The sequence below is a fragment of the uncultured Gilvimarinus sp. genome (genome assembly GCF_963975215.1).
Classification (GTDB): domain Bacteria; phylum Pseudomonadota; class Gammaproteobacteria; order Pseudomonadales; family Cellvibrionaceae; genus Gilvimarinus.
In genome coordinates this window covers 44,127-64,395 of sequence record NZ_CAXBFW010000017.1, presented here as the reverse complement: position 1 = coordinate 64,395, position 20,269 = coordinate 44,127, and the positions used below count along the sequence as shown (strand labels likewise).

The following is a 20,269-nucleotide window of genomic DNA, read 5'->3' as shown; positions in this document are numbered from 1 at the left end:
AAGCATGATCGAGAAAACATCGTTTAGTTGGGGGTTCCGGTTAGCGGTATTGGCAACAGCATTAGCCTGTGTGGTGGTGGTGCTGGGGGCTTTTACCCGGCTCGCCGATGCTGGCCTGGGTTGCCCCGATTGGCCCGGTTGCTATGGCCACTTAACCTGGCCCACCACAGATGAACATGTCGTGGCGGCCGAGGCCTTGTTTCCCGAGGCGCCGGTAGAGCACGATAAAACCTGGCCCGAGATGGTGCACCGGCATTTTGCCGGCACTCTGGGCTTACTAATTTTGGCCATAACCATCATTACCTGGCGCCGGGCTGCTAAAACCGGCGAGCCTTTGCCGCGCATGCACACCCTTGGCTTGCTGTTGTTAGTGATTGTGCAGGCCGCTTTTGGTATGTGGACGGTGACACTTAAACTGTGGCCTCAGGTGGTTACCGCACACTTGTTAGGTGGCTTTGCCACGTTAAGTATGTTGTGGCTGTTGGTGCAACGGTTGGGGCAGCGGCAGTGGCGTGTGTCGTCAGCCACCCTGTCACGCTTGCGGGGCGTGCGGCCTTTGGCGCTATTGGTAATGGTATTGGTTGTTATGCAAATCGCCTTGGGAGGATGGACCAGCTCAAACTACGCGGCACTTGCCTGTACCGATTTTCCCACGTGTCACGGCGAGTGGTGGCCGGCCATGGATGTGGCGCGAGGCTTTAATTTAGCCCAGAGTATCGGCCCTAACTATTTGGGTGGCTTGCTTGAGGGGGAGGCGCGTACCGCGATTCATATGGCCCACCGGCTAGGTGCCTTAGTGGTTAGCGTAAGCGTATTGCTTTTGGTTGTGCGCTTATTACGGCTTGGTGGGGCCTGTAAGCCAATCGCGTTTACCCTGTTAGGCGTGCTTTTATTACAAGTGAGTTTAGGTGTCAGTAACGTGTTAGCGCATCTGCCCCTGGCGGTAGCCGTAGCCCACAATGCCGGGGGCGCATTGCTGTTATTGGTGCTGGTAACCTTGACGCATCGGCTTTATACAGCGCAAAGTAAGCAACCGGTAGGCGCTTAACATTAGCGGTAGCGCCCGCTGCACTTGGCGAACAAGCGAGTAAACATAACAAACAAGCGGTAGCCTTATGACCCAAGCACAGACACACACAGCACACACCTCTGCTAGCTGGCGCGATTACTACGAGCTGACCAAACCGCGGGTGGTGATGCTAATGATATTAACCTCGGTAATTGGCATGTTGCTGGCGGTGCCGGGCATGGTGCCACTCGATGTGCTCATCATTGGCAATCTGGGCATTGCGCTGTGTGCCGGCTCGGCGGCGGCAGTGAATCATTTGGTGGATCGCGGCATCGATAAAAAAATGGCCCGCACTTATAACCGCCCGGTTGCCAAAGGCCGGCTTGAGCCCATGCAAGCGGCGCTGTTTGCGCTGGTGATTGGTGCGATTGGCATGACCTTGCTGGTGGTGTTTATTAATACGCTTACGGCGGTGCTAACACTGGTTTCGCTGTTGGGCTACGCGGTTGTGTACACGTTATTTTTAAAACGCGCTACGCCACAAAATATTGTTATTGGTGGCATTGCCGGCGCCGCGCCGCCACTGTTGGGTTGGACGGCCGTTACCGGCACCTTAGATGGTCACGCTTTATTGCTGGTGCTGATTATTTTTGCCTGGACGCCACCACACTTTTGGGCGCTGGCAGTACACCGTAAAGACGAGTACGCCAAAGCCGATATCCCGATGTTGCCGGTTACTCACGGCGAGCAATACACCAAACTGCATATATTTTTGTACACCATTATTATGGTGCTGGTCACCGTGCTGCCCTTTGCTACGGGCATGATGAACTGGCTGTACTTAATAGGTGCGCTGGTGCTGGGTGCCGGGTTTATTTACTGGTCGTTAATGATGCTGTTTAGCAAGCGCGAAGGCGTGGGCATGGATACCTTTAAATACTCGATTGTTTATTTAATGGCGCTGTTTGTGGTGATGCTGCTCGATCACTACCTGATGCCGGTAACACACCCGTTTTAAGGAATTTTTGTGACCGCGTTAGATGCCAAAGCCCAAACCCGCCGTGGTATTCGTTTTACCGTTATCGGCTGCATTGTCTTTATGGTGGTGTTGTTAACGCTGCTGATTAATAAACTGACCACCCCGCGAATTATGTCGGCCGACGAGCTGCGCCTAAATGGCGCTATTGTGTTTGATACGCCGCGCCGCTTTGACGACTTTACCCTGCTAAACCACAAGGGCGAGCCCTTTACCCGCGATGACTTTGTGGGCCAGTGGTCACTGGTATTTTTTGGTTTTACCCACTGCCCCGATATTTGCCCCACCACCATGGCCGAGCTGGATCGTTTAGTCGGCAAGCTGCCCGACGATATTGCCCAACAGACACAAGTCGTGCTGGTCAGCCTGGACCCGGCCCGCGATACCCCCGAGGTTTTATCAGAATACGTAGGCTATTTTGACCCGGAGTTTATTGGGGTTACCGGCGACTTTTTAACGCTGCGCAGGTTTGCCAACCAAGTGAACGTGGCCTTTAACAAAGTCACCATTGGCGATGACTACACCGTCGATCACTCGGGCAATATTGTGCTGATTAACCCGCGCGGCGATTATCACGGTTTTTTCAAACCTCCCTTCGAGCTTGCTAAACTCAAAGCGACCTACAGCTCTATTCAACAAAGTTTTGCGCACTGACGGCCAACCCGCACGCTATATTCTAAAATTATTTGTCATACTATTAGTGCACAGCCCGGAGCTTACCGGCCTGTGTGCTATTGGTTTTGTAAAGAATAGTTTTTATATGGAAAATGTTTTGTGCCTATAAAAATATCTGCGTTATAACGTGGCCACTGGCTGACATAAACACCATAAATAGCGAGGAGGCGGGCTCTCCGTCACAACATCATGGCAGTAACCACACCTAAATCGGCATTTATTGGTCTCGCAATGGTAGCGCTGTCTTTTGCCGGCTCTATAGCCTCAGCCTCGCCTGTGCTTTGGTTTGACAGCCCCGCAAGTGACTGGGAACAAGAGGGTATGCCCATTGGCAATGGCGCCATGGGGGCCGTTATTTTTGGTGGTATCGAGCAAGATGTTCTGCAGCTGAACGAGAAAACCCTGTGGGAGGGTGGCCCAGGCTCCAAACAGGGCTATGACTACGGCGTCCCGCCTGAGGGCGACCAAGTGGCCGAGCTAAAGAAGGTGCAAGCCATTTTGGCCGAGCAGGGTCGTATGACGCCAGAGGCCGCGGCCGAGCTGATGGGCCGTGAGATTAAGGGCTATGGTAACTACCAAAATTTTGGCGAGCTCGAAATTGCCGTGGCCGGCCAGGGTGAGGCGAGTGATTACCGTCGCCAACTGGATCTGGCGCGCGGTATTGCCAGCGTAACTTATGCCCGCGATGGTGTTAATTACACCCGCGAATATTTTTACAGCTACCCCGATCAAGTCCTCGTGGTAAACCTGAGCGCCGATCAGGACGCCGCCATCAGCGTTAATGTTGCGCTCAAGATACCCGACAATCGCAGCGCCCGGTTTACCCGCCACGATGCTCTGTTAACCGTGGAGGGGGCGCTTAATGACAATGGCTTAATCTATGAGGGCCAGGTGGCTATGCGGGCGAATGGCGCAAAGGTTAACACCGGCGCCGGTGACAATAGCCTAAGTGTGCAAAACGCCGACGCTGTGACCTTGCTGTTTAGCGCTGCCACCAATTACCGCCAGCAATATCCGGATTATCGCGGGGAGCACCCGCACCGCGCCCTCAGCCAAACCGTCAGTGCCGCGCGCGGCAAAACGCCGGCGCAGTTGCGTGCGGCTCACCTGCAAGATTACCAGGGCTTGTTTAACCGCGTTAGCCTGGATATTGGCCAAGTGACGCCCAAGGTGCCCACCCCAGAGTTGCTCGCACAATACGGCACAGGCAACCTGGCCGCCGACCGTGCGCTGGAGGCGTTGTACTTTCAGTTTGGCCGCTATTTGTTGATCAGTTCATCGCGCGCCGGCAGCTTACCCGCCAATTTACAGGGGGTGTGGAATCACTCTAATACGCCGCCCTGGAACGCCGACTATCACGTCAACATTAACCTGCAGATGAATTACTGGCCGGCCTTAGTCACCAACCTTGCGGAGACAACCGCGCCGCTTTATGACTTTGTCGACTCGTTAGTCGAGCCGGGCCGGGTGTCGGCGCAAAAACTGGTGGGCGCCAGGGGCTGGACGCTGTTTTTAAACACCAATATTTACGGTTTTACCGGTGTCATCGCCTGGCCTACGGCGTTTTGGCAGCCCGAGTCGGCCGCCTGGCTGATGCAACATTATTACGAGCACTACCTGTTTACCGGTGATGAGGTGTTTCTTGCTGAGCGCGCCTACCCAATTATGAAGCAAGCCGCACAGTTTTGGCTCGATGCGCTGGTGCAAGACGGCGACTCGCTGGTCGTAAGCCCGAGTTTCTCCCCCGAGCACGGCGACTTTACCGTAGCCGCTGCCATGAGCCAGCAAATCGTGACCGAGCTGTTTAGCAACACCCGCGCCGCGGCGCTCAAGTTAGATGACGACGGGTTTGCCGGCAAGTTAACGGCGGCCCTGGCCAAACTCGAGCCGGGCCTGCGTATTGGCAGCTGGGGCCAGCTGCAAGAGTGGCGAGAGGATCTGGACGATAAAACCAGCCAGCACCGGCATGTCTCGCAGCTTTACGCGCTGCATCCGGGGCGTGTGATTAGCCCGGCGCAAACCCCCAAGCTCGCCGAGGCCGCCAAAGTAACCCTCAACGCCCGCGGCGATGGCGGCACTGGTTGGTCGCAAGCGTGGAAGATCAATTTTTGGGCGCGCCTGCTCGATGGCGACCGCGCCCACAAAGTGCTGGGCGAACAGTTTAAACGCAGCACGTTACCCAACCTCTGGGATAACCATCCGCCGTTTCAAATTGACGGTAACTTTGGCGCTACCGCCGGCATCGCCGAGATGCTGTTGCAAAGCCAGGATCTGACCTTGCACCTACTGCCCGCACTGCCAAGCCGCTGGCCCGAGGGCGAGGTAAAAGGCCTAAAAGCCCGTGGCGACGTCACCGTGGATATCGCCTGGCGCGGCGGCAAGTTAACCGGCGCGCAGCTGCTGGCTGGGCGGGACGGCGAGCTTACCGTGGCCGGCGGCTCGGTGCGGATTCTGAATAGTGAGGGCAAAGAGATCGGTACATTCCGCGACGGCAACACGGTGTTTTTGGCCCGTGCCGGCGCCCGCTACCAGGTTTTGCCAAGTGTAAAAAAATAAGCATTATCAGCAGGGCGCAGACCCTGCCCATCGATTTACCATGAGGAGAGTACTGTGAATAACCATAAAATATCGCACATCGCGCGCGGGCTTGCCCGCGCAATACCGCGGCGTACCAGTGTATCGGCGATGGCCCTGTGTGCCGTAGGCGCGGTGCCGGCGTTTGCCCAAACCGCTGGCGATGCCGATCAGCTCGCGCTGGAAGAAGTGGTCGTTACCGGACAGCGCGCCAGTATTGAGTCCGCACAGCAGATCAAGCGGGATTCCGCGGTGATTGTCGACTCAGTGGTGGCAACTGATATCGGCAAGCTGCCCGACGTCAACGTGGCCGAAACCCTGCAGCGTATCTCGGGTGTTCAGATCTCCCGCAACCGCGGCGAGGGCAGCGAGATTGCCATTCGCGGTTTAACTCAGGTGCGCACCGAGCTTAACGGGCGCGATATTTTCTCGACCACCGATGGCCGCGGCCTCAGCTTAGAAGATGTGCCATCCGAGTTGTTGGCCGGGGTCGACGTGTACAAAAACCCAGCCGCCAATCAAATTGAAGGCGGTATTGGCGGTGTGGTTAATCTGCGCACCCGCAAACCTTTTGATGCCGATGGCCAGCTTATTAACGTGGCGGTAAATGGCACTCACTACGACGTGCGCGACGACGAAGGCTACGGTGCCTCGGCGCTGTACTCTAACCGTTGGATCACCGACGCCGGCGAGTTTGGCTTGCTGGCTAACGTCTCGTACAACGAGGCGGTGTTTCGGGAAGACTCGGTAATTGTCGAACCATTCTTTACTCGTACGGATATTCCGGGCTACGAGGGTGAAGAGGTCGAGGTGGCCTCTGGCGGCGGCATCTCCTCTCGGAGCGGCGACCGTGAGCGCATCGGCACGGCCCTGGCGGCGCAGTGGGCACCCAATAACGACTTAGAGTTTTACGCCACGTACCTAAGTTCTAAGTACGAGTTTTACGATCCGCAAACGGGCATTTTTGCCTATGGCGCGGGCGAGGGCGGCTCTCTGACCCCAGTGCCCGGCAGTTTTACTTTTGATGGCGCTGGTAACCTAGAAACCGGCGGCTTTGTGAATCCGCCGTTCCAAAGTTTTACCCGCGATGCGGTGCGCGATTCCGAAACGACAGATTACGCCACCGGCTTTATCTGGCACGCCAACAGCCAGCTAAAAATCACCGGTGATGTGCAATACGTGGATTCTGACACCAGCTATCGCGACGTGACCGCATTTGGCAGCATTGATGATGGCACGACCTTTTATCTGGATCTGACGGGCGAGCGCCCGAGTTACCAAGTAACCCCAGATGCCTATTTGGAAGACCAGTCCAACTATTACTACGAAGCCATGATGGCGCGTTCTGCCGATAATACCGGTGAAGAGGTGGCGGTACGTACCGATCTAGAGTGGGACTTAGACACCGGCGGCTTTATGCGCAGCTTTAGCGCAGGTGTACGCTTTACCGATAAAGACGTGCGCACGGCCGACTCTGGGTTTGATTGGTTTGCCATTGCGGGAGCCGATGCTCCCGCCGAGTATGAAGACTTCCCAGAATATAATGTATTAGACCCACATCAAGATACCCTGTGGCGTGGCGATGCCTCCGAGGCCAATTTTGGCGCGCACTATGTCGTCAGTCCAGACTTACTCAAAGACCACGACCGCGCGCTGCAAGTACTGGCCAGCATCAACCCAAATTCCGGGGCGCCTTCGAGCTTTCCCGAGCGCAACCAAATCAACGAGCAGGGCGAAAACACCCAGGCGGTGTACGGTATGCTCGATTTTGGTATGGACGATGCCTTTGTCGCGTTTGACGGTAACATCGGCGTGCGGGTGGTAAAAACCGATGCCGAAGCCATTGGCACTCAGACCTTAACCTACCGCGATGCCGGCGATACCACCACCGATCTCGAGTCGCAGCAGCCGATTGCGCTCGAACAGGACTACACAAAAGTCTTGCCGAGCTTGAACTTACGCTTCTTCCTGGCCGATAACCTCTACTGGCGCTTTGCGCTATCGCGCGGCTTATCGCGTCCGTCGTTTGCGAATTTGTCGGCTAACTTCACCCTGTCGGAAAACTACATCGACGACGACAACGACCCTGCAACGCCGCCGGTGTACCGCGATGCCACGGGCGAGGGTGGCAACCCGGCGCTAGAGCCGCTTACCGTCGATCAGTTTGATACCGCAATAGAGTGGTACTACGACGACGCCAGCATGCTGTACGCCACCTTGTTCCATAAAAAGGTGAAAAACTTCGTCCAAAATGGCATCTACGACGCGGCGTTTGAGGTGCCGGGTAAAGGCACAGAAACCTTTGAAGTAAGCGCACCGGTAAACGGTGAAGAGGGCACCATTAAAGGGCTCGAAGTGGGCTTGCAGAGCTTTTTCGACTTTTTACCGGCCCCCTTTGACGGCCTTGGCTTACAGGCCAACTACACGTTTGTCGACAGCGAAGCCCCCAGCCCCAGCGCGACCGATAGCGAGGGCAACGCCTTGCTGGTGCCGCTCGAGGGCTTATCTGAAAACAGCTACAACCTGGTTGGGCTTTACGAGAAAGGTGGTTTCTCGGCCCGTTTGGCGTACAACTGGCGCGATGACTGGGTCATTACCACCGCCGGTAATGGTACCGGCAATCTACCCATCTATAACGATGCCTACGGTCAGCTGGATGCCTCGATCAGCTACGACTTTAGCGAGATCTGGAGCGTTTCTATCGATGCCGTCAACGTGCTCGACGAAAACAACTTTACCTATCAAGCCTACCCCAACCGCCCCCGCGATTACGTACTCAATGATCGTCGCTTTGGGGTTCGGTTACGGGCTAATTTCTAGCGCAACCTGTTAGTCGTGTTCGCTTCGCTTTGGCACCCACTGGGTGCCTTTTTTTGTTTTTTGGCGCCAAAGCTTTACTTTTTTATATAGAAATATATTTGCGCCAATAAAAATAATGGGTTATAAAGTAATCATATATAAAAGCAGTTTTGGTGTCATGCGTGCGGTGGGTAATGCCCTATTGTCCATATCCGACCTTTGCCTTGCATGACGCCAATCGCAAATCTGACCAATAGCGGTTGCCAGCCGCATGATAATAAAAGAAGAGGAGTATTTTCGTGATAACACATGCTAATCAGCAGCAATTTTTTGGTGCCCAACGATTTATTAAAACCAGTGTTTCGGCCGTGGTATTAACTGCGCTCGGTGTGGTTGCCCCGGCTATGGCGCAAACGGATGACAGCAGCGCGGAACAAATGGCGTTGGAAGAAATTGTCGTCACCGGCCAGCGCGCCAGTATTGAATCCGCTCAGGCCATTAAGCGTAATGCGGATGGTATCGTCGATTCCATCGTTGCCGAAGATATTGGCAAACTGCCTGATCGCAGTGTGACCGATGCTTTGCAGCGTGTACCGGGTGTGGCTGTGTCGCGCTTTGATACCCCGTCCGACCCCGAGCACTTTGCCGGTGAGGGCGCTGGTGTGAATATTCGTGGTTTACCACAAGTGCGCGGTGAGCTTAACGGTAGGGATATTTTCTCGGCAGATGGTGGCCGGGGGCTTAGCTTTGATGACGTACCGGCCGAGCTGATGGCTGGTGTGGATGTACACAAAACTCCCACAGCCGACATGATTGAGGGTGGTCTGGGGGGTATTGTTAACCTGCGCACTCGCATGCCTTTTGACTCTGACGGTCAAGTTATTAGCGCAACCGTAAAAGCTAACTATGGCGATTTAATCGAAGAGGGCAACCTAGAGTATTCTGGTTTGTACAGTAATCGCTGGGACACTGATTTTGGTGAGTTTGGGCTACTATTAGATTTCTCCTCTTCAACGATTCAGTCTCGTGCTGACAACTTTTATGTTCGCGCTTTTCACCCTCGTGTGCCGGGTACCGAGACCGAGATTGAGGCAGACCGTACCGTGTACGTGCCACGCGGGGCCGATTGGCGCCGCAATGATTACGAGCGTAAGCGCGACGGTCAGTACATCGCTTTACAGTGGGCGCCCAACGAAGATGCCGAGTTCTTTCTTACAGCTTTTCGCAGTGAGGCTGAGCGCTCTTGGTTAGAAAACGGCTTTTTTGTTGACGCTGGCGGCAGCTTCGCCACCTATTTACCATCTAAAGGTGCGGACGACTGGACCTATGACGGCAACGACGCCTTGATTAGTGGCACCATCACCACCGCACAAGGTAATGGCGTACCCTTTGGTACCAGTACCCGTCTGTCCGATAACACATCTGAAACAACCGACATCTCAACCGGTTTTAAATGGCATTTGTCGGATCAGCTGTTAATCAGCGGTGATTTTCAATACGTAGACTCAAGCTCTGAAGGCGAAGACAACACGCTGGGTCTGGTCGCCTACCCTGATCAGATTACGGTGTCCGACCTCAATACGACCGACGGCACCCCTTCGGTTGGTGTGCAGGACGGCTTCTTGTCGGATTACCGCAATTATAGCTACGGTCAGATGATGCAAATCCTGTCAAAGAACACCGCCGACTCTACCGCAGGGCGCTTAGATGTGGAGTATAGTTTTGACGACTCTATCGTTAAGTCTGTTAAGGCCGGTGTGCGCTTTTCCGAAAAATCAGCGGATAACCGTGGTGGTAATACCTGGTCGGCCCGTTATCAGCCTTGGATGGTCGGCACCTCCTGGGAGCCTTTCCCCTCAAGTGACGCACTACCTAAAATCGATAACCCACAATACCTGACAGAGTTTTCGTTCGACGACTTTCAGCGCGGTGACACCAGTGTTCCTACCACCGGGATGATGTTCCAGCGCGAATTGTTGAATGACTTTGAGAGTATTACCGACGCTATTGTGGCGGCCACCCCAAGCGGTAGCTCGGCACCCGATTACAGCTTTGTGGACTTTGACTCGCCCGATAACATCAATACTCAAGAAGAAGAAACTCAAGCCGCTTATGCCCGTATGGATTTCGGCTTTGATGAGCTGAGTATGCCTATCCGCGGTAATATCGGTGTGCGCTATGTGCAAACCGACAACCTGGCCAAAGGTCAGTTAAGCTTCCCGACGTTTTCGGTGCCAACCGGTGAGTCCGATGATCAGGGCGCTGCCATCAGCGAAGAGCCTTTCTACCAACCCGATCAGGTGTACGAAGGCCAAAACAGTTACTCCAACGTCCTACCTAGCTTGAACTTACAAATGGAGGCGACCGATGAGCTGATGTTTCGTTTCGGTGCTTCAAAGGGTATTTGGCGGCCTGAGTTCTCCCGCCTGAAAGCCGTTTTAGCACTAAGCGCGGCATTTAAAGATAACGTCGAGCAGCCCGAGACAATTGACGACTTTGACGAGAGCATGGTGAATTTCACGCTCGACTCGCAGGAAACCAACCCCTACTTAGAGCCAATGGAGGCCAATCAATACGATTTGACCGCCGAGTGGTACTTTAATGAAAACGGCGGCATGGTGTACGCAGCGGTATTCCGTAAAGATGTATCTGATTTCTTCCGGGTCTCGACCACGACGCTGGACGAATTTGAAGGTTTTCAGGATGTAACGGCTACTCAGGTTATTAATACCGGCGAGGCAGAAATCAATGGCCTTGAGGTGGGGCTGACAAAGTTCTTTGATGAACTCCCGGAGCCTTTTGACGGCTTTGGTGTGCAGGCGAACTATACCTACCTGGATTCAAGTGCTGACGTTGATGAAAGCACGGCCCCGGTGGATACTGACGGTGCGAGCTACGGCGAGCAGCCTCTGGAGGGCATCTCTGAGCACACCTACAACCTGATGGCGATGTACGAAAAGTACGGTTTTTATAGTCGGCTGGCCTATAACTGGCGCAGCGAGCAGCTATTATCGGTAGGCCCAAATGGCTGGAACGGCACCAATGAGGGTGTCACCTGGAACTTGCCGGTCTATTCTGACGATTACGGCCAGCTCGACTTCACCATGGGTTACAACTTCAACGATAACTGGTCGATTAACTTTGAGGCCTACAACCTCAGCCAATCTAAGCAACGTGGCATTATTAAGCAGACCGGCGCAGGCGAGCACACCGCCTTTGTTTACAGTCAGGATACCCGCTATTCTCTGGGCATCAGAGCTAGTTTTTAGCGTATTCGCTCGCCCGGCCTAGTGCCGGGCGCACTGTATAAGCGGTGATCGTATGCTTTATAAAGTGAATAAAGTAGTGATCGTTGGTGGCGGTACTAGTGGGTGGATGGCCGCTGCGACACTCGCCGAGCGCTACCGCCAGCACAACTTACGTATCGAGCTAATCGAATCCGACCAGATTAGTACCGTGGGGGTGGGAGAGGCAACCGTTCCCGGGCTGATGCGGTTACATCAAAACTTAGGTATTTCTGAGCGCGAATTCATTAAAGCCACTCATGCGACCTTTAAGCTCGGCATAGAGTTTATTGATTGGCAGTCAGTCGGTAAGCGCTTTTTTCACCCGTTCTCGGCGTTTGGCGCGCCCATCAATGGTCAGCCTTTTTATCCCTGTTGGCTTAAGTCCCACGACAATGGGTGTGCACATGAGCTGGAGGCTTTTAGCCTGTCTACCACCATGGCGCGTCAAGGTCGTTTTGCTCAGCCCGACGAGGCGGCTACCAACCCACTGGCTTTTTATGATTACGCCTACCACTTTGACGCCACTCGTTACGCACAGTTTTTGCGCAAGTACGCAGAGTCGCGCGGCGTAAAACGCACTGAAGGTAAAGTCACACGTGTCGACAACCACGCCAGCACAGGGGCGATTACGGGTGTGCAGCTTGAACAAAGTGCGTTTATCGAGGGGGATTTGTTTATCGACTGCACAGGTTTCGCCGGTGTGCTGATTAAGCAAAATCTGGGCGTTGATTTTGATGATTGGTCACACTGGCTAGCTTGCGACCGGGCCGTCGTGGTACAGACACAAAACACCAGTGCACCGATACCTTATACCCAATCGATAGCCCGCGACGCTGGCTGGCAATGGCGGATTCCGTTGGAGCAGCGCAAAGGTAATGGCCTGGTGTACTCCAGTGACTACTTGAGTGACGATGAAGCGGCTGACAGTTTGCTTAAAAATCTCGATGGCACCTTGCTAACCGAGCCACGGCAGTTGCGCTTTAAGGCAGGTATGCGCCGCGTATTTTGGCAGCAAAATTGTGTTGCGCTGGGCCTTGCCGGCGGGTTTATCGAGCCACTGGAATCTACCTCTATTTCACTGATTCAAACCGGGCTTGAAAAGCTTATGCAGTCTATGCCCGAGCTGGAGGTCACCGAGTCGGCAGTAGCTCAGGCAAATCGCCTCAATCGCGCGGAATACGAGCGTATCCGCGACTTTATTATCCTGCATTACAAAGCCAGCGGCCGGCGCGATACGGCGTTTTGGCGTGACGTCAGTGCCATGGATGTGCCGGACACATTGACCGAAAAGATGCGTGCCTTCACCGAGGACGGATGCATTTTGCTTGGCGAGCAAGAATCGTTTACCGAGCAGAGCTGGATTGCGTTGTTTCATGGCTTGGGGTTACGTCCGAGGGTGCTGCCCGCTCCGGTACAGCGGCTCGATACCCAGAAACTCACCCACATGGTGGATGGGATGGCTCGCTCTATTATTCTCGGTGCCCAGTGTGCGCCGTCACATCAAGAGTTTTTACGTACACTCTAGGCTACTACTTATTCGTGGGACGAAGCTTGCCCGGTCCGTCTCGGCCCGGGCTTTTTTGTAAATCTTACGCACCTGTTCGCTGACCGCCATGCTATTTTGTTGATCTCGTTGCTAGCACCACCGCTTAGGCGCGGCCGATTACACCGCTGCGCAACCGCTTAAGTGTGCTGCGCGTGATTGTCAGCAGCCTAAAGCGGCAAACGGGCGTAAACTTTGCTTTACTAGAGGCCTATACTCACTTATGTAATCATTCTACAAATCAATGAGCCAAGGGAGACAACCGTGAGCGACAGTTTTCGTGCGAAAAGTACCCTCACCGTCAATGGTCAAGACTACACCTACTACCGGTTAGGTGCGCTAGCCGATCAGTACGACTTAAAGCGCCTGCCGTACTGCTTAAAAATCTTGCTTGAGAACCTACTGCGCAAAGAGGACGGCAAAAACGTAACGCGCCAGGATATCGAAACCCTATGCCGCTGGAAGGGCTCGGACGAAGCCTCCGAGCAAGTCAATTTTACCCCGGCGCGGGTGGTACTGCAGGATTTTACCGGGGTGCCGGCGGTGGTCGATTTAGCCGCTATGCGCGCGGCCATGCGCGATTTAAAAGGCGACCCGGCCAAAATCAACCCGCTGGGGGCCGTCGATTTGGTTATCGACCACTCGGTGATGGTCGATTATTTTGGCAGCCCCGACTCACTGCAAAAAAACACCGAGAAAGAATTTGAGCGCAACAACGAGCGCTACCAGTTTTTGCGCTGGGGCCAGCAGGCGTTTTCCAACTTTCGCGTGGTGCCACCGGGCACTGGCATCGTGCATCAGGTAAACCTCGAGTATTTGGCCAAGGTGGTATTGCTCGAGGAGCACGGCGACGAGCGGGTGGCACTGCCCGATACCTTGGTAGGCACCGACTCGCACACCACCATGATTAACGGCCTGGGCGTACTGGGCTGGGGCGTGGGCGGCATTGAGGCCGAGGCCGCCATGTTGGGCCAACCCATTACCATGCTGATTCCCGAGGTAGTCGGGTTTGAGCTAAAAGGCGAGCTGCCGCCGTCTGCTACCGCCACCGATTTGGTGCTCACCGTGACCCAAATGCTGCGCGAGCGCGGCGTGGTAGGCAAGTTTGTTGAGTTTTACGGCCCGGGCCTGGCAAAGTTACCGCTGGCCGATCGCGCCACCATCGCCAATATGGCGCCCGAGTACGGCGCCACCTGCGGTATCTTTCCGGTGGATGGCGAAACCCTGCGCTACATGGAGCTTACCGGTCGTGACCAGGAGCAAATTGATTTGGTCGAGGCCTACGCCAAAGAGCAAGATCTGTGGCGCAACGACGACGACCCGGTCGCCGACTACAGCGATACCCTGCACCTTGATTTGGGCGATGTGGTACCCAGCCTGGCCGGCCCCAAACGCCCGCAAGATCGCATCGCGTTAACCGATGCCAAATCGGCGTTTGCCACCTTGCTGCAAAGCGAGTTTGACGAGGCCGACGAGGTGATTACCACCGACGCCGATTCGCGCTTTGTGGGCGAGGGTGGCCAAACCGCCATCGACAATACCAACCTGCACGAGCGCGGCGCGGTGCCGGTCGAGATGAACGGCCAGGAGTTTATGCTCAATCACGGCGCCGTGGTGATTGCCGCTATTACCTCGTGCACCAATACCTCTAACCCCGCCGTGTTGGTGGCCGCCGGTTTGGTGGCCAAAAAAGCCCACGCGCTAGGGTTAATGACCAAGCCGTGGGTTAAAACCTCGTTTGCCCCCGGCTCGCAAGTGGTGCCGGCCTATATGAAAAACGCCGGCTTACTCGACCCGCTGGCCGAGCTGGGCTTTGATATCGTCGGTTTTGGCTGCACCACCTGTATCGGTAACTCGGGCCCCTTGCCACCCCCGGTGCAAAACGCCGTGCGCGCAGGCGATTTATTAGTCGCCGGCGTACTGTCGGGCAATCGCAACTTTGAGGGGCGCATTCACCAGGATGTAAAAGCCAACTACCTGGCCTCGCCGCCATTGGTAGTGGCCTACGCGTTAGCGGGCAACATGAATGTGGATTTACTCAACGAGCCGTTGGGGCAAAGCAAAGACGGCGAGAATATCTACCTGCGCGATATCTGGCCCACCCCGCAAGAGGTGGCCGACACAATCGCCAGCGCCATGACCGAGGGCATTTACGCCGATAAATACGCCGATGTGTTTAAAGGCACCGAGGCCTGGCAAGCGCTGCCTGTGCCGGAAGACGAAATCTACTCCTGGCCGGAATCCACCTACGTGAAAAAGCCGCCGTACTTTGATGGCATGACCATGGAGTTACCCGAGGCCAAACCCATCAAGGGCGCGCGCTGTCTGGTAAAAGTGGGCGACTCGATCACCACCGACCATATCTCGCCCGCCGGTGCCATTAAGCCCGACAGCCCCGCCGGGCAATACTTGCGCGACAAGGGCGTCGAGCCCGAAGACTTTAACAGCTACGGCTCGCGCCGCGGCAACGACGAAGTTATGGTGCGCGGCACCTTTGCCAACGTGCGGCTTAAAAACCAACTGGCCCCCGGCACCGAAGGCGGCTGGACCACGTACCTGCCCACCGACGAGCAAATGAGCATCTACGAGGCATCGCAAAAGTATCAGGCCGATAAGGTGCCCTTAATTGTGCTCGCCGGTAAAGAGTACGGCACCGGCTCTAGCCGAGACTGGGCCGCCAAAGGCACCAATTTGCTGGGTATTAAAGCGGTAATCGCGCAAAGCTTTGAGCGTATTCACCGCTCTAACCTGGTGGGCTTTGGTGTGTTGCCGCTGCAGTTTAAAGACGGCGACAGTGTGGAATCGTTGGGGCTGGAAGGTACTGAAACCTTCGACTTTGAGCCCATCGACGGTGAGCCCAAAACCTTAAAAATCACGGCGCAAAAAGACGGTAAAGATACAACGTTTGAGGTGCGGGTACGCATCGACACCGCCGTCGAGTGGGACTACTACCGCCACGGTGGCATCCTGCATTATGTGTTAAGGCAGTTGGCGGGCTAAGTCAATTCGCACCCCGTATGCTCGCTAAGCTTAGGCGTAGCGAGCATATTCTTCCCGAACACCGTCAAAAGGGCTTATCACGCCTAGCTTTCCTTGCTTCACGACATGCGTATAAATTTCAGTAGTCTTTACATCCGTATGACCCAACAACTGCTGTATGGTTCTAAGATCATAGCCCTGCTCTAAAAGCCTTGTGGCAAATGAGTGTCGGAAGGTGTGGCAAGATATATGTTTAGCAATCGAGGAGCTATTAACACAGGTGGTTAAATGCTTTCGTACCGCGCTGTGGTGCAAATGGTGTCGACGAATAACGCCCGTGCGTGGACAAGGCCCTGGCCTACTGGATGGAAATAAATATTGCCACTTAGTTTGAAACGCTGCGCGGGGATACTTTCTGGCGAGTGAGTCGGGTAAATAAACCTCGCCAAAGCCCCGTTGCAAGTCCATCGCATGAATAGCGCTGACGTGTTCTATTTGCTGCTGGATATCAATTAGCAGCGCTTTAGGTAACAGGGTTGTTCGGTCTTTACGCCCCTTGCCATGGCGAACTACTAACATAAGGTTTTCAATATCTATATCCAGTATGCGCAATGACAAACACTCTGCTTGTCGCAACCCAGCGCCATACATCAGTGCAAACATAAGCCGATAAGGGTTAGTGGCTAAATCAATAATCGTCTTAGCCTCCGTATGTGAAAGCACGGTAGGGACTCGCTGCGACTGCTTAGCTCGCTTAAAATTCATATTCTCAAGTGGCTGACGTAAAAATTGACGATAAAGAAACACTATCGCATTAAGTGCAATTTTCTGGGTTGCCACCGCGTTGTTTCGTTCGGTGGCTAAATGGGTAAGCCAAACTTCTACCGCTTTTTCATCAAGGGTCGATGGATGGGCCTTATTGTGAAAGCGTATAAATTTTAAAATCCAGTGAACATAAGTTTGCTCGGTGCGGTAAGAGAGCTGCCTAAATCGCATAAATGCACGTAGCTGATCCATAAATCTGGCCGATTTTTCAGGTACATACACTGGGATATCCGAGGGTCTCTCCATGATTAGCTCCGTGCTTATGCTGTGTTTATATACAGTTTAGTTGGGGGTCACACTCCGGTCAAATCCGTGTTCAGGGGAAACCCTTGAACAATGTGAGAAGATAAGTTGAGTGCAAATAATATTTTCTTAATTAATTCAATGGGTTGAGCGGCGCTTGCGCAGTACAGAAAAAGACATTACATTAGGCTTTCAATTAAAGTCAGTCGCACTTTCCCCAGACAAGGAGCTGTCAGAATATGTCTATTTCCCCTGTGCTTTCAACAGCTTCCATCTCCAACTTCATCCAGTTTCTACTGGGGATAGGGTGACAGGCGAAAGTGCGACTGAGTCGCATGAATTAGCTGTTAGGCTAGGGAGCTTCTGACTAAATGGCCAAATTGGCTAAGTACTTGACAATTGCTGGCATGCTGTTCAACGTTGCGTGGTTCCTGTGGAATCCTGCGGACTGGACATTCGAGTGGGAGCCTGTGGTGGCTTTTACGCTTACTCTAGCGGGCTTCATTGCCGCAGACGTCCACGATTCGTCGAGCATTAGCGGAAATCTCGCTAAGCAAGGGCACCCTAACGACGTTGCGTTGGCGAAGAAGCTGCTGGATGCTCTTCCCTCCAACGGCATCATAAAGTTTCTGAAAGAACATGACTTTCTAGGTAGCTTTAGAAGCGAAGAGATACGCCCCATCAATCAGTTTCTCTACGAATGGGATAACCCAGAGCATGAGTTTCTTGACAGCGATCTCGAGTCCTATAGAAAAAGCTTACTAGAAAGCGCTGTCGAGTTCGGTATGGCCGTGGCTAAATACACAAGTCCAAATCTGGCGGGGCTGCAGGCTGTGATCGTAAATGGGCATAGAAGCGACTCTGAGCATATGCAGCGCTTCGAAGAGGAGGCAAAGATCATCAACGAAGCAGCAGATTCAGTAGTGGAAGCTCACATATCTTTTGTTCGTGCTGCTCGTACTAAACTTAACTTAGCCAAGGCCTAACAAAGGTATTATGGCGCCGCTGCGCGGCTCGGACGGCTTCCATTTCGGTCGTTCCTCCCTACATTTCAGCCGCCGCATATACCGGCGTTATGGCTACAAGGAAACTCCGAATGTTTAAATGGATATCTTCGCTCTTCAGTAATAAAAAAAACGAACAGCAAGATGCAAAAAGCCCATATGCCTCTGTAAAGGTGTGGTTTGACGAAAATAATGCGTGGGTGCATTGGCCAGAAAAGGAGCCTCAGTCTATTGCGTGGAATGGACTTATTGGCGTTGCAGTCGAAACAACTGATGAAGGTCCATTTGTTGAAGATGTGTGGTGGCATTTGGCAACTAAAGACGGCGTTATAACTTATCCCAGTGAGGCCACTGGAGCCGGTGAATTACTGCAGCGCCTTCAGGATATTCCAACTTTTAATAATGAGCGACTCATAAAATCAATGTCATCCACAGAAAATCAAACCTTTATTCTTTGGGATCATGAAGGGCGTCATGTGTAAAGCCATAACAAGGCAAGGCAAAATCGTTCCGCTTCGCTCCACTGGACGCGCTAACGCGCGCCTTTGCTTGCGGCGTTAGCAGTTCACCCGTTCATTCACCGAGGCTGCATTCAAGGCCTCCTACGCAATAGGAACTACGACATGGAAGAGTTTTGCAAAGCTTGCTTTAAGAACAAGATGGGAATTGGTATTGCCACAGGTGTAGCCGTTGGGGCAGGTTTCGGTGCTGCCTCCGGTGACATGGCACAAGCTATGGGGTTTGGCACCGCATTCGGCGTAGTGTTAGGTGCAATCTGGACCCGCCGTGCAAATGGCAAAGTCTGCTAACAATCACATTAAGTCCGCTCACTTCGTTCGCCCGACGCTCGTACCTCGCGCGGCTTATGTGAGGCGTTATGCGATAAATTGAGAATTGAGCATGGAAGAAAAACATTGGTTAGATTTTGTTACTGCAATTGGAAGTATTGCAACGCCTATAATTGTCCTAATAATCTCATCTATTGGCTGGAAAGCAAAAAATAGCATCGAGAGAAAAATAGATCTCGAAAATAAGCTACGAGACGATCGGATTGAGATTTACAACAAAATACTAGAGCCTTTCATAATCTTACTAATGTCAGATGCTGCCTGGGAATCTGACAAGAAGAATAAAGGCAAGGATAAAGGCGATGTTGCAACCAGCGCCATGTTGACCCTTGAGTATAGGCGTCACGGCTTTAAACTTGCGTTAATGGCAAATGATTCTGTCGTTAAAGCTTACAACAACCTAATGCAGTACCTCTACAACATGGAAGAGGCTCAAAAATCAGGTGAACTAGACTTTCTCAAAGATATGATGGAGCTATTAGGTAACTTCCTAATAGAAATCCGCAAGAGTATGGGCAATGAGGCTACTAAATTGGACTTTTGGGATATGTGTGAGTGGTGGATGTCCGATACTAGGAAAGTTAAAAATGGCACGTACAGCGCATAACAAGGCAATGAAAAATCGCCCACAAAAAACGTGGGCTGGACTCGCTAACGCTCGCCTTTTATTGCGGCGTTATGAGTCCAAGTTACCCACAAAAAGTAGACACCCTGTATAGTTATATTTGCCCTATATGGAGGTGTCCAAAATGGCACGTAAAAAACATCAGCATTACACTGAAGAGTTTCGTAAAGAGGCCATAAAACGGTCTGAGAAGCCGGGTGTCACGCAAGCCCAAGTGGCCAAAGAGCTGAAACTTTAGGGTCAGGCCTTACATTTTACACTTCGGTGTGAATTGTAAGGCCTGACGCCGATGCGTTCGATTTTTTAGTGAAAAGACGATAAAAAGGTGCCGGAGTTTGTGTTGTTTAAACGAAATTCCGCCTAATACACTGTTAGAACGAGTCGAGTATGAGCATAGAGCAGGAATTATTTAACTCGGCCAAAGAATTAATCGAGTCGAGATATCCAGTTGGATTTGGTGGCGCCGCTTCGGTTCGTCTCAAGGACGGGCGTATTTTAACAAGCGTTGCACCGGAAGTTGAAAACGATGCATTGTCGTTGTGTATGGAGGTTGGGGCACTGCTTGAAGCGAATAAGCTCAATGTGCCAGTGACTCATAGCTTGTGTCTGTGCCGCGAAAGCGAAGCGGATGACTTTATGCTATTAAGTCCATGCGGCATTTGCCAAGAAAGGCTTATATACTGGGGGCCAGATGTCCTAGTAGCTATTAGCAATCCAGGCAACGCAATTAAGTTTGTCCCTTTAAAACAGCTTATGCCACATCACTGGTCACAGGTAAACGGCAATGTGTTCTAACAAGGTGTTCCTGTTGAAATTATTTCC

14 protein-coding genes are annotated in these 20,269 nt (G+C 53.1%); 13 read left to right on the top strand and 1 reads right to left on the bottom strand.

Going from position 1 to position 20,269, the window contains the following annotated elements; translation table 11 throughout:
• The first annotated feature begins 4 nt into the window (after positions 1 to 4).
• The 8 genes from AAC019_RS11980 (at position 5) to acnA (ending at position 15,923) form a co-directional block, all read left to right on the top strand.
• A complete protein-coding gene (locus AAC019_RS11980; RefSeq protein WP_339899155.1) occupies positions 5 to 1,048 on the top strand; it encodes a COX15/CtaA family protein in 1,044 nt (347 codons plus the stop codon).
• A 67-nt stretch (positions 1,049 to 1,115) separates the two neighbouring features.
• Positions 1,116 to 2,027 (top strand): heme o synthase, encoded by a 912-nt coding sequence (gene cyoE, locus AAC019_RS11975; RefSeq protein ID WP_339899154.1) that lies wholly within the window; start codon positions 1,116 to 1,118, stop codon positions 2,025 to 2,027.
• 81 nt (positions 2,028 to 2,108) lie between these two features.
• Positions 2,109 to 2,699, top strand: coding sequence for an SCO family protein (locus AAC019_RS11970; RefSeq protein WP_339899180.1), 591 nt, complete (start codon positions 2,109 to 2,111; stop codon positions 2,697 to 2,699).
• A 252-nt stretch (positions 2,700 to 2,951) separates the two neighbouring features.
• Complete coding sequence (locus AAC019_RS11965; protein ID WP_339899153.1) at positions 2,952 to 5,276, top strand: glycoside hydrolase family 95 protein; 2,325 nt, start codon at positions 2,952 to 2,954, stop codon at positions 5,274 to 5,276.
• A 54-nt stretch (positions 5,277 to 5,330) separates the two neighbouring features.
• Positions 5,331 to 8,114, top strand: coding sequence for a TonB-dependent receptor (locus AAC019_RS11960; protein WP_339899151.1), 2,784 nt, complete (start codon positions 5,331 to 5,333; stop codon positions 8,112 to 8,114).
• A 278-nt stretch (positions 8,115 to 8,392) separates the two neighbouring features.
• A complete protein-coding gene (locus AAC019_RS11955; protein WP_339899150.1) occupies positions 8,393 to 11,362 on the top strand; it encodes a TonB-dependent receptor in 2,970 nt (989 codons plus the stop codon).
• Between the two features lie 52 nt (positions 11,363 to 11,414).
• Complete coding sequence (locus AAC019_RS11950) at positions 11,415 to 12,905, top strand: tryptophan halogenase family protein (protein ID WP_339899148.1); 1,491 nt, start codon at positions 11,415 to 11,417, stop codon at positions 12,903 to 12,905.
• A 282-nt stretch (positions 12,906 to 13,187) separates the two neighbouring features.
• Entirely contained in the window at positions 13,188 to 15,923 is a 2,736-nt protein-coding gene (gene acnA, locus AAC019_RS11945) for an aconitate hydratase AcnA (protein ID WP_339899147.1), read from the top strand.
• 30 nt (positions 15,924 to 15,953) lie between these two features.
• Here the strand turns inward: acnA and AAC019_RS11940 are convergent, their stop codons facing one another.
• Complete coding sequence (locus AAC019_RS11940; RefSeq protein WP_339899146.1) at positions 15,954 to 16,973, bottom strand: integron integrase; 1,020 nt, start codon at positions 16,971 to 16,973, stop codon at positions 15,954 to 15,956.
• A gap of 368 nt (positions 16,974 to 17,341) precedes the next feature.
• On the opposite strand from AAC019_RS11940, the gene AAC019_RS11935 reads away from it, so the two are divergent.
• The 5 genes from AAC019_RS11935 to AAC019_RS11915 all read left to right on the top strand — a co-directional run bounded on the left by AAC019_RS11935 (position 17,342) and on the right by AAC019_RS11915 (position 20,242).
• The gene (locus AAC019_RS11935; protein ID WP_339899144.1) at positions 17,342 to 17,956 is read left to right on the top strand and encodes a hypothetical protein; all 615 of its coding nucleotides are present in this window, start codon (positions 17,342 to 17,344) and stop codon (positions 17,954 to 17,956) included.
• A gap of 110 nt (positions 17,957 to 18,066) precedes the next feature.
• On the top strand, positions 18,067 to 18,456 hold the full coding sequence (locus AAC019_RS11930) for a hypothetical protein (protein WP_339899134.1): 390 nt from the start codon (positions 18,067 to 18,069) through the stop codon (positions 18,454 to 18,456).
• A 141-nt stretch (positions 18,457 to 18,597) separates the two neighbouring features.
• Positions 18,598 to 18,783, top strand: coding sequence for a hypothetical protein (locus AAC019_RS11925; RefSeq protein ID WP_339899143.1), 186 nt, complete (start codon positions 18,598 to 18,600; stop codon positions 18,781 to 18,783).
• A 91-nt stretch (positions 18,784 to 18,874) separates the two neighbouring features.
• Complete coding sequence (locus AAC019_RS11920) at positions 18,875 to 19,429, top strand: hypothetical protein (protein WP_339899142.1); 555 nt, start codon at positions 18,875 to 18,877, stop codon at positions 19,427 to 19,429.
• A 405-nt stretch (positions 19,430 to 19,834) separates the two neighbouring features.
• Complete coding sequence (locus tag AAC019_RS11915) at positions 19,835 to 20,242, top strand: cytidine deaminase (protein WP_339899141.1); 408 nt, start codon at positions 19,835 to 19,837, stop codon at positions 20,240 to 20,242.
• Positions 20,243 to 20,269: the final 27 nt, after the last annotated feature.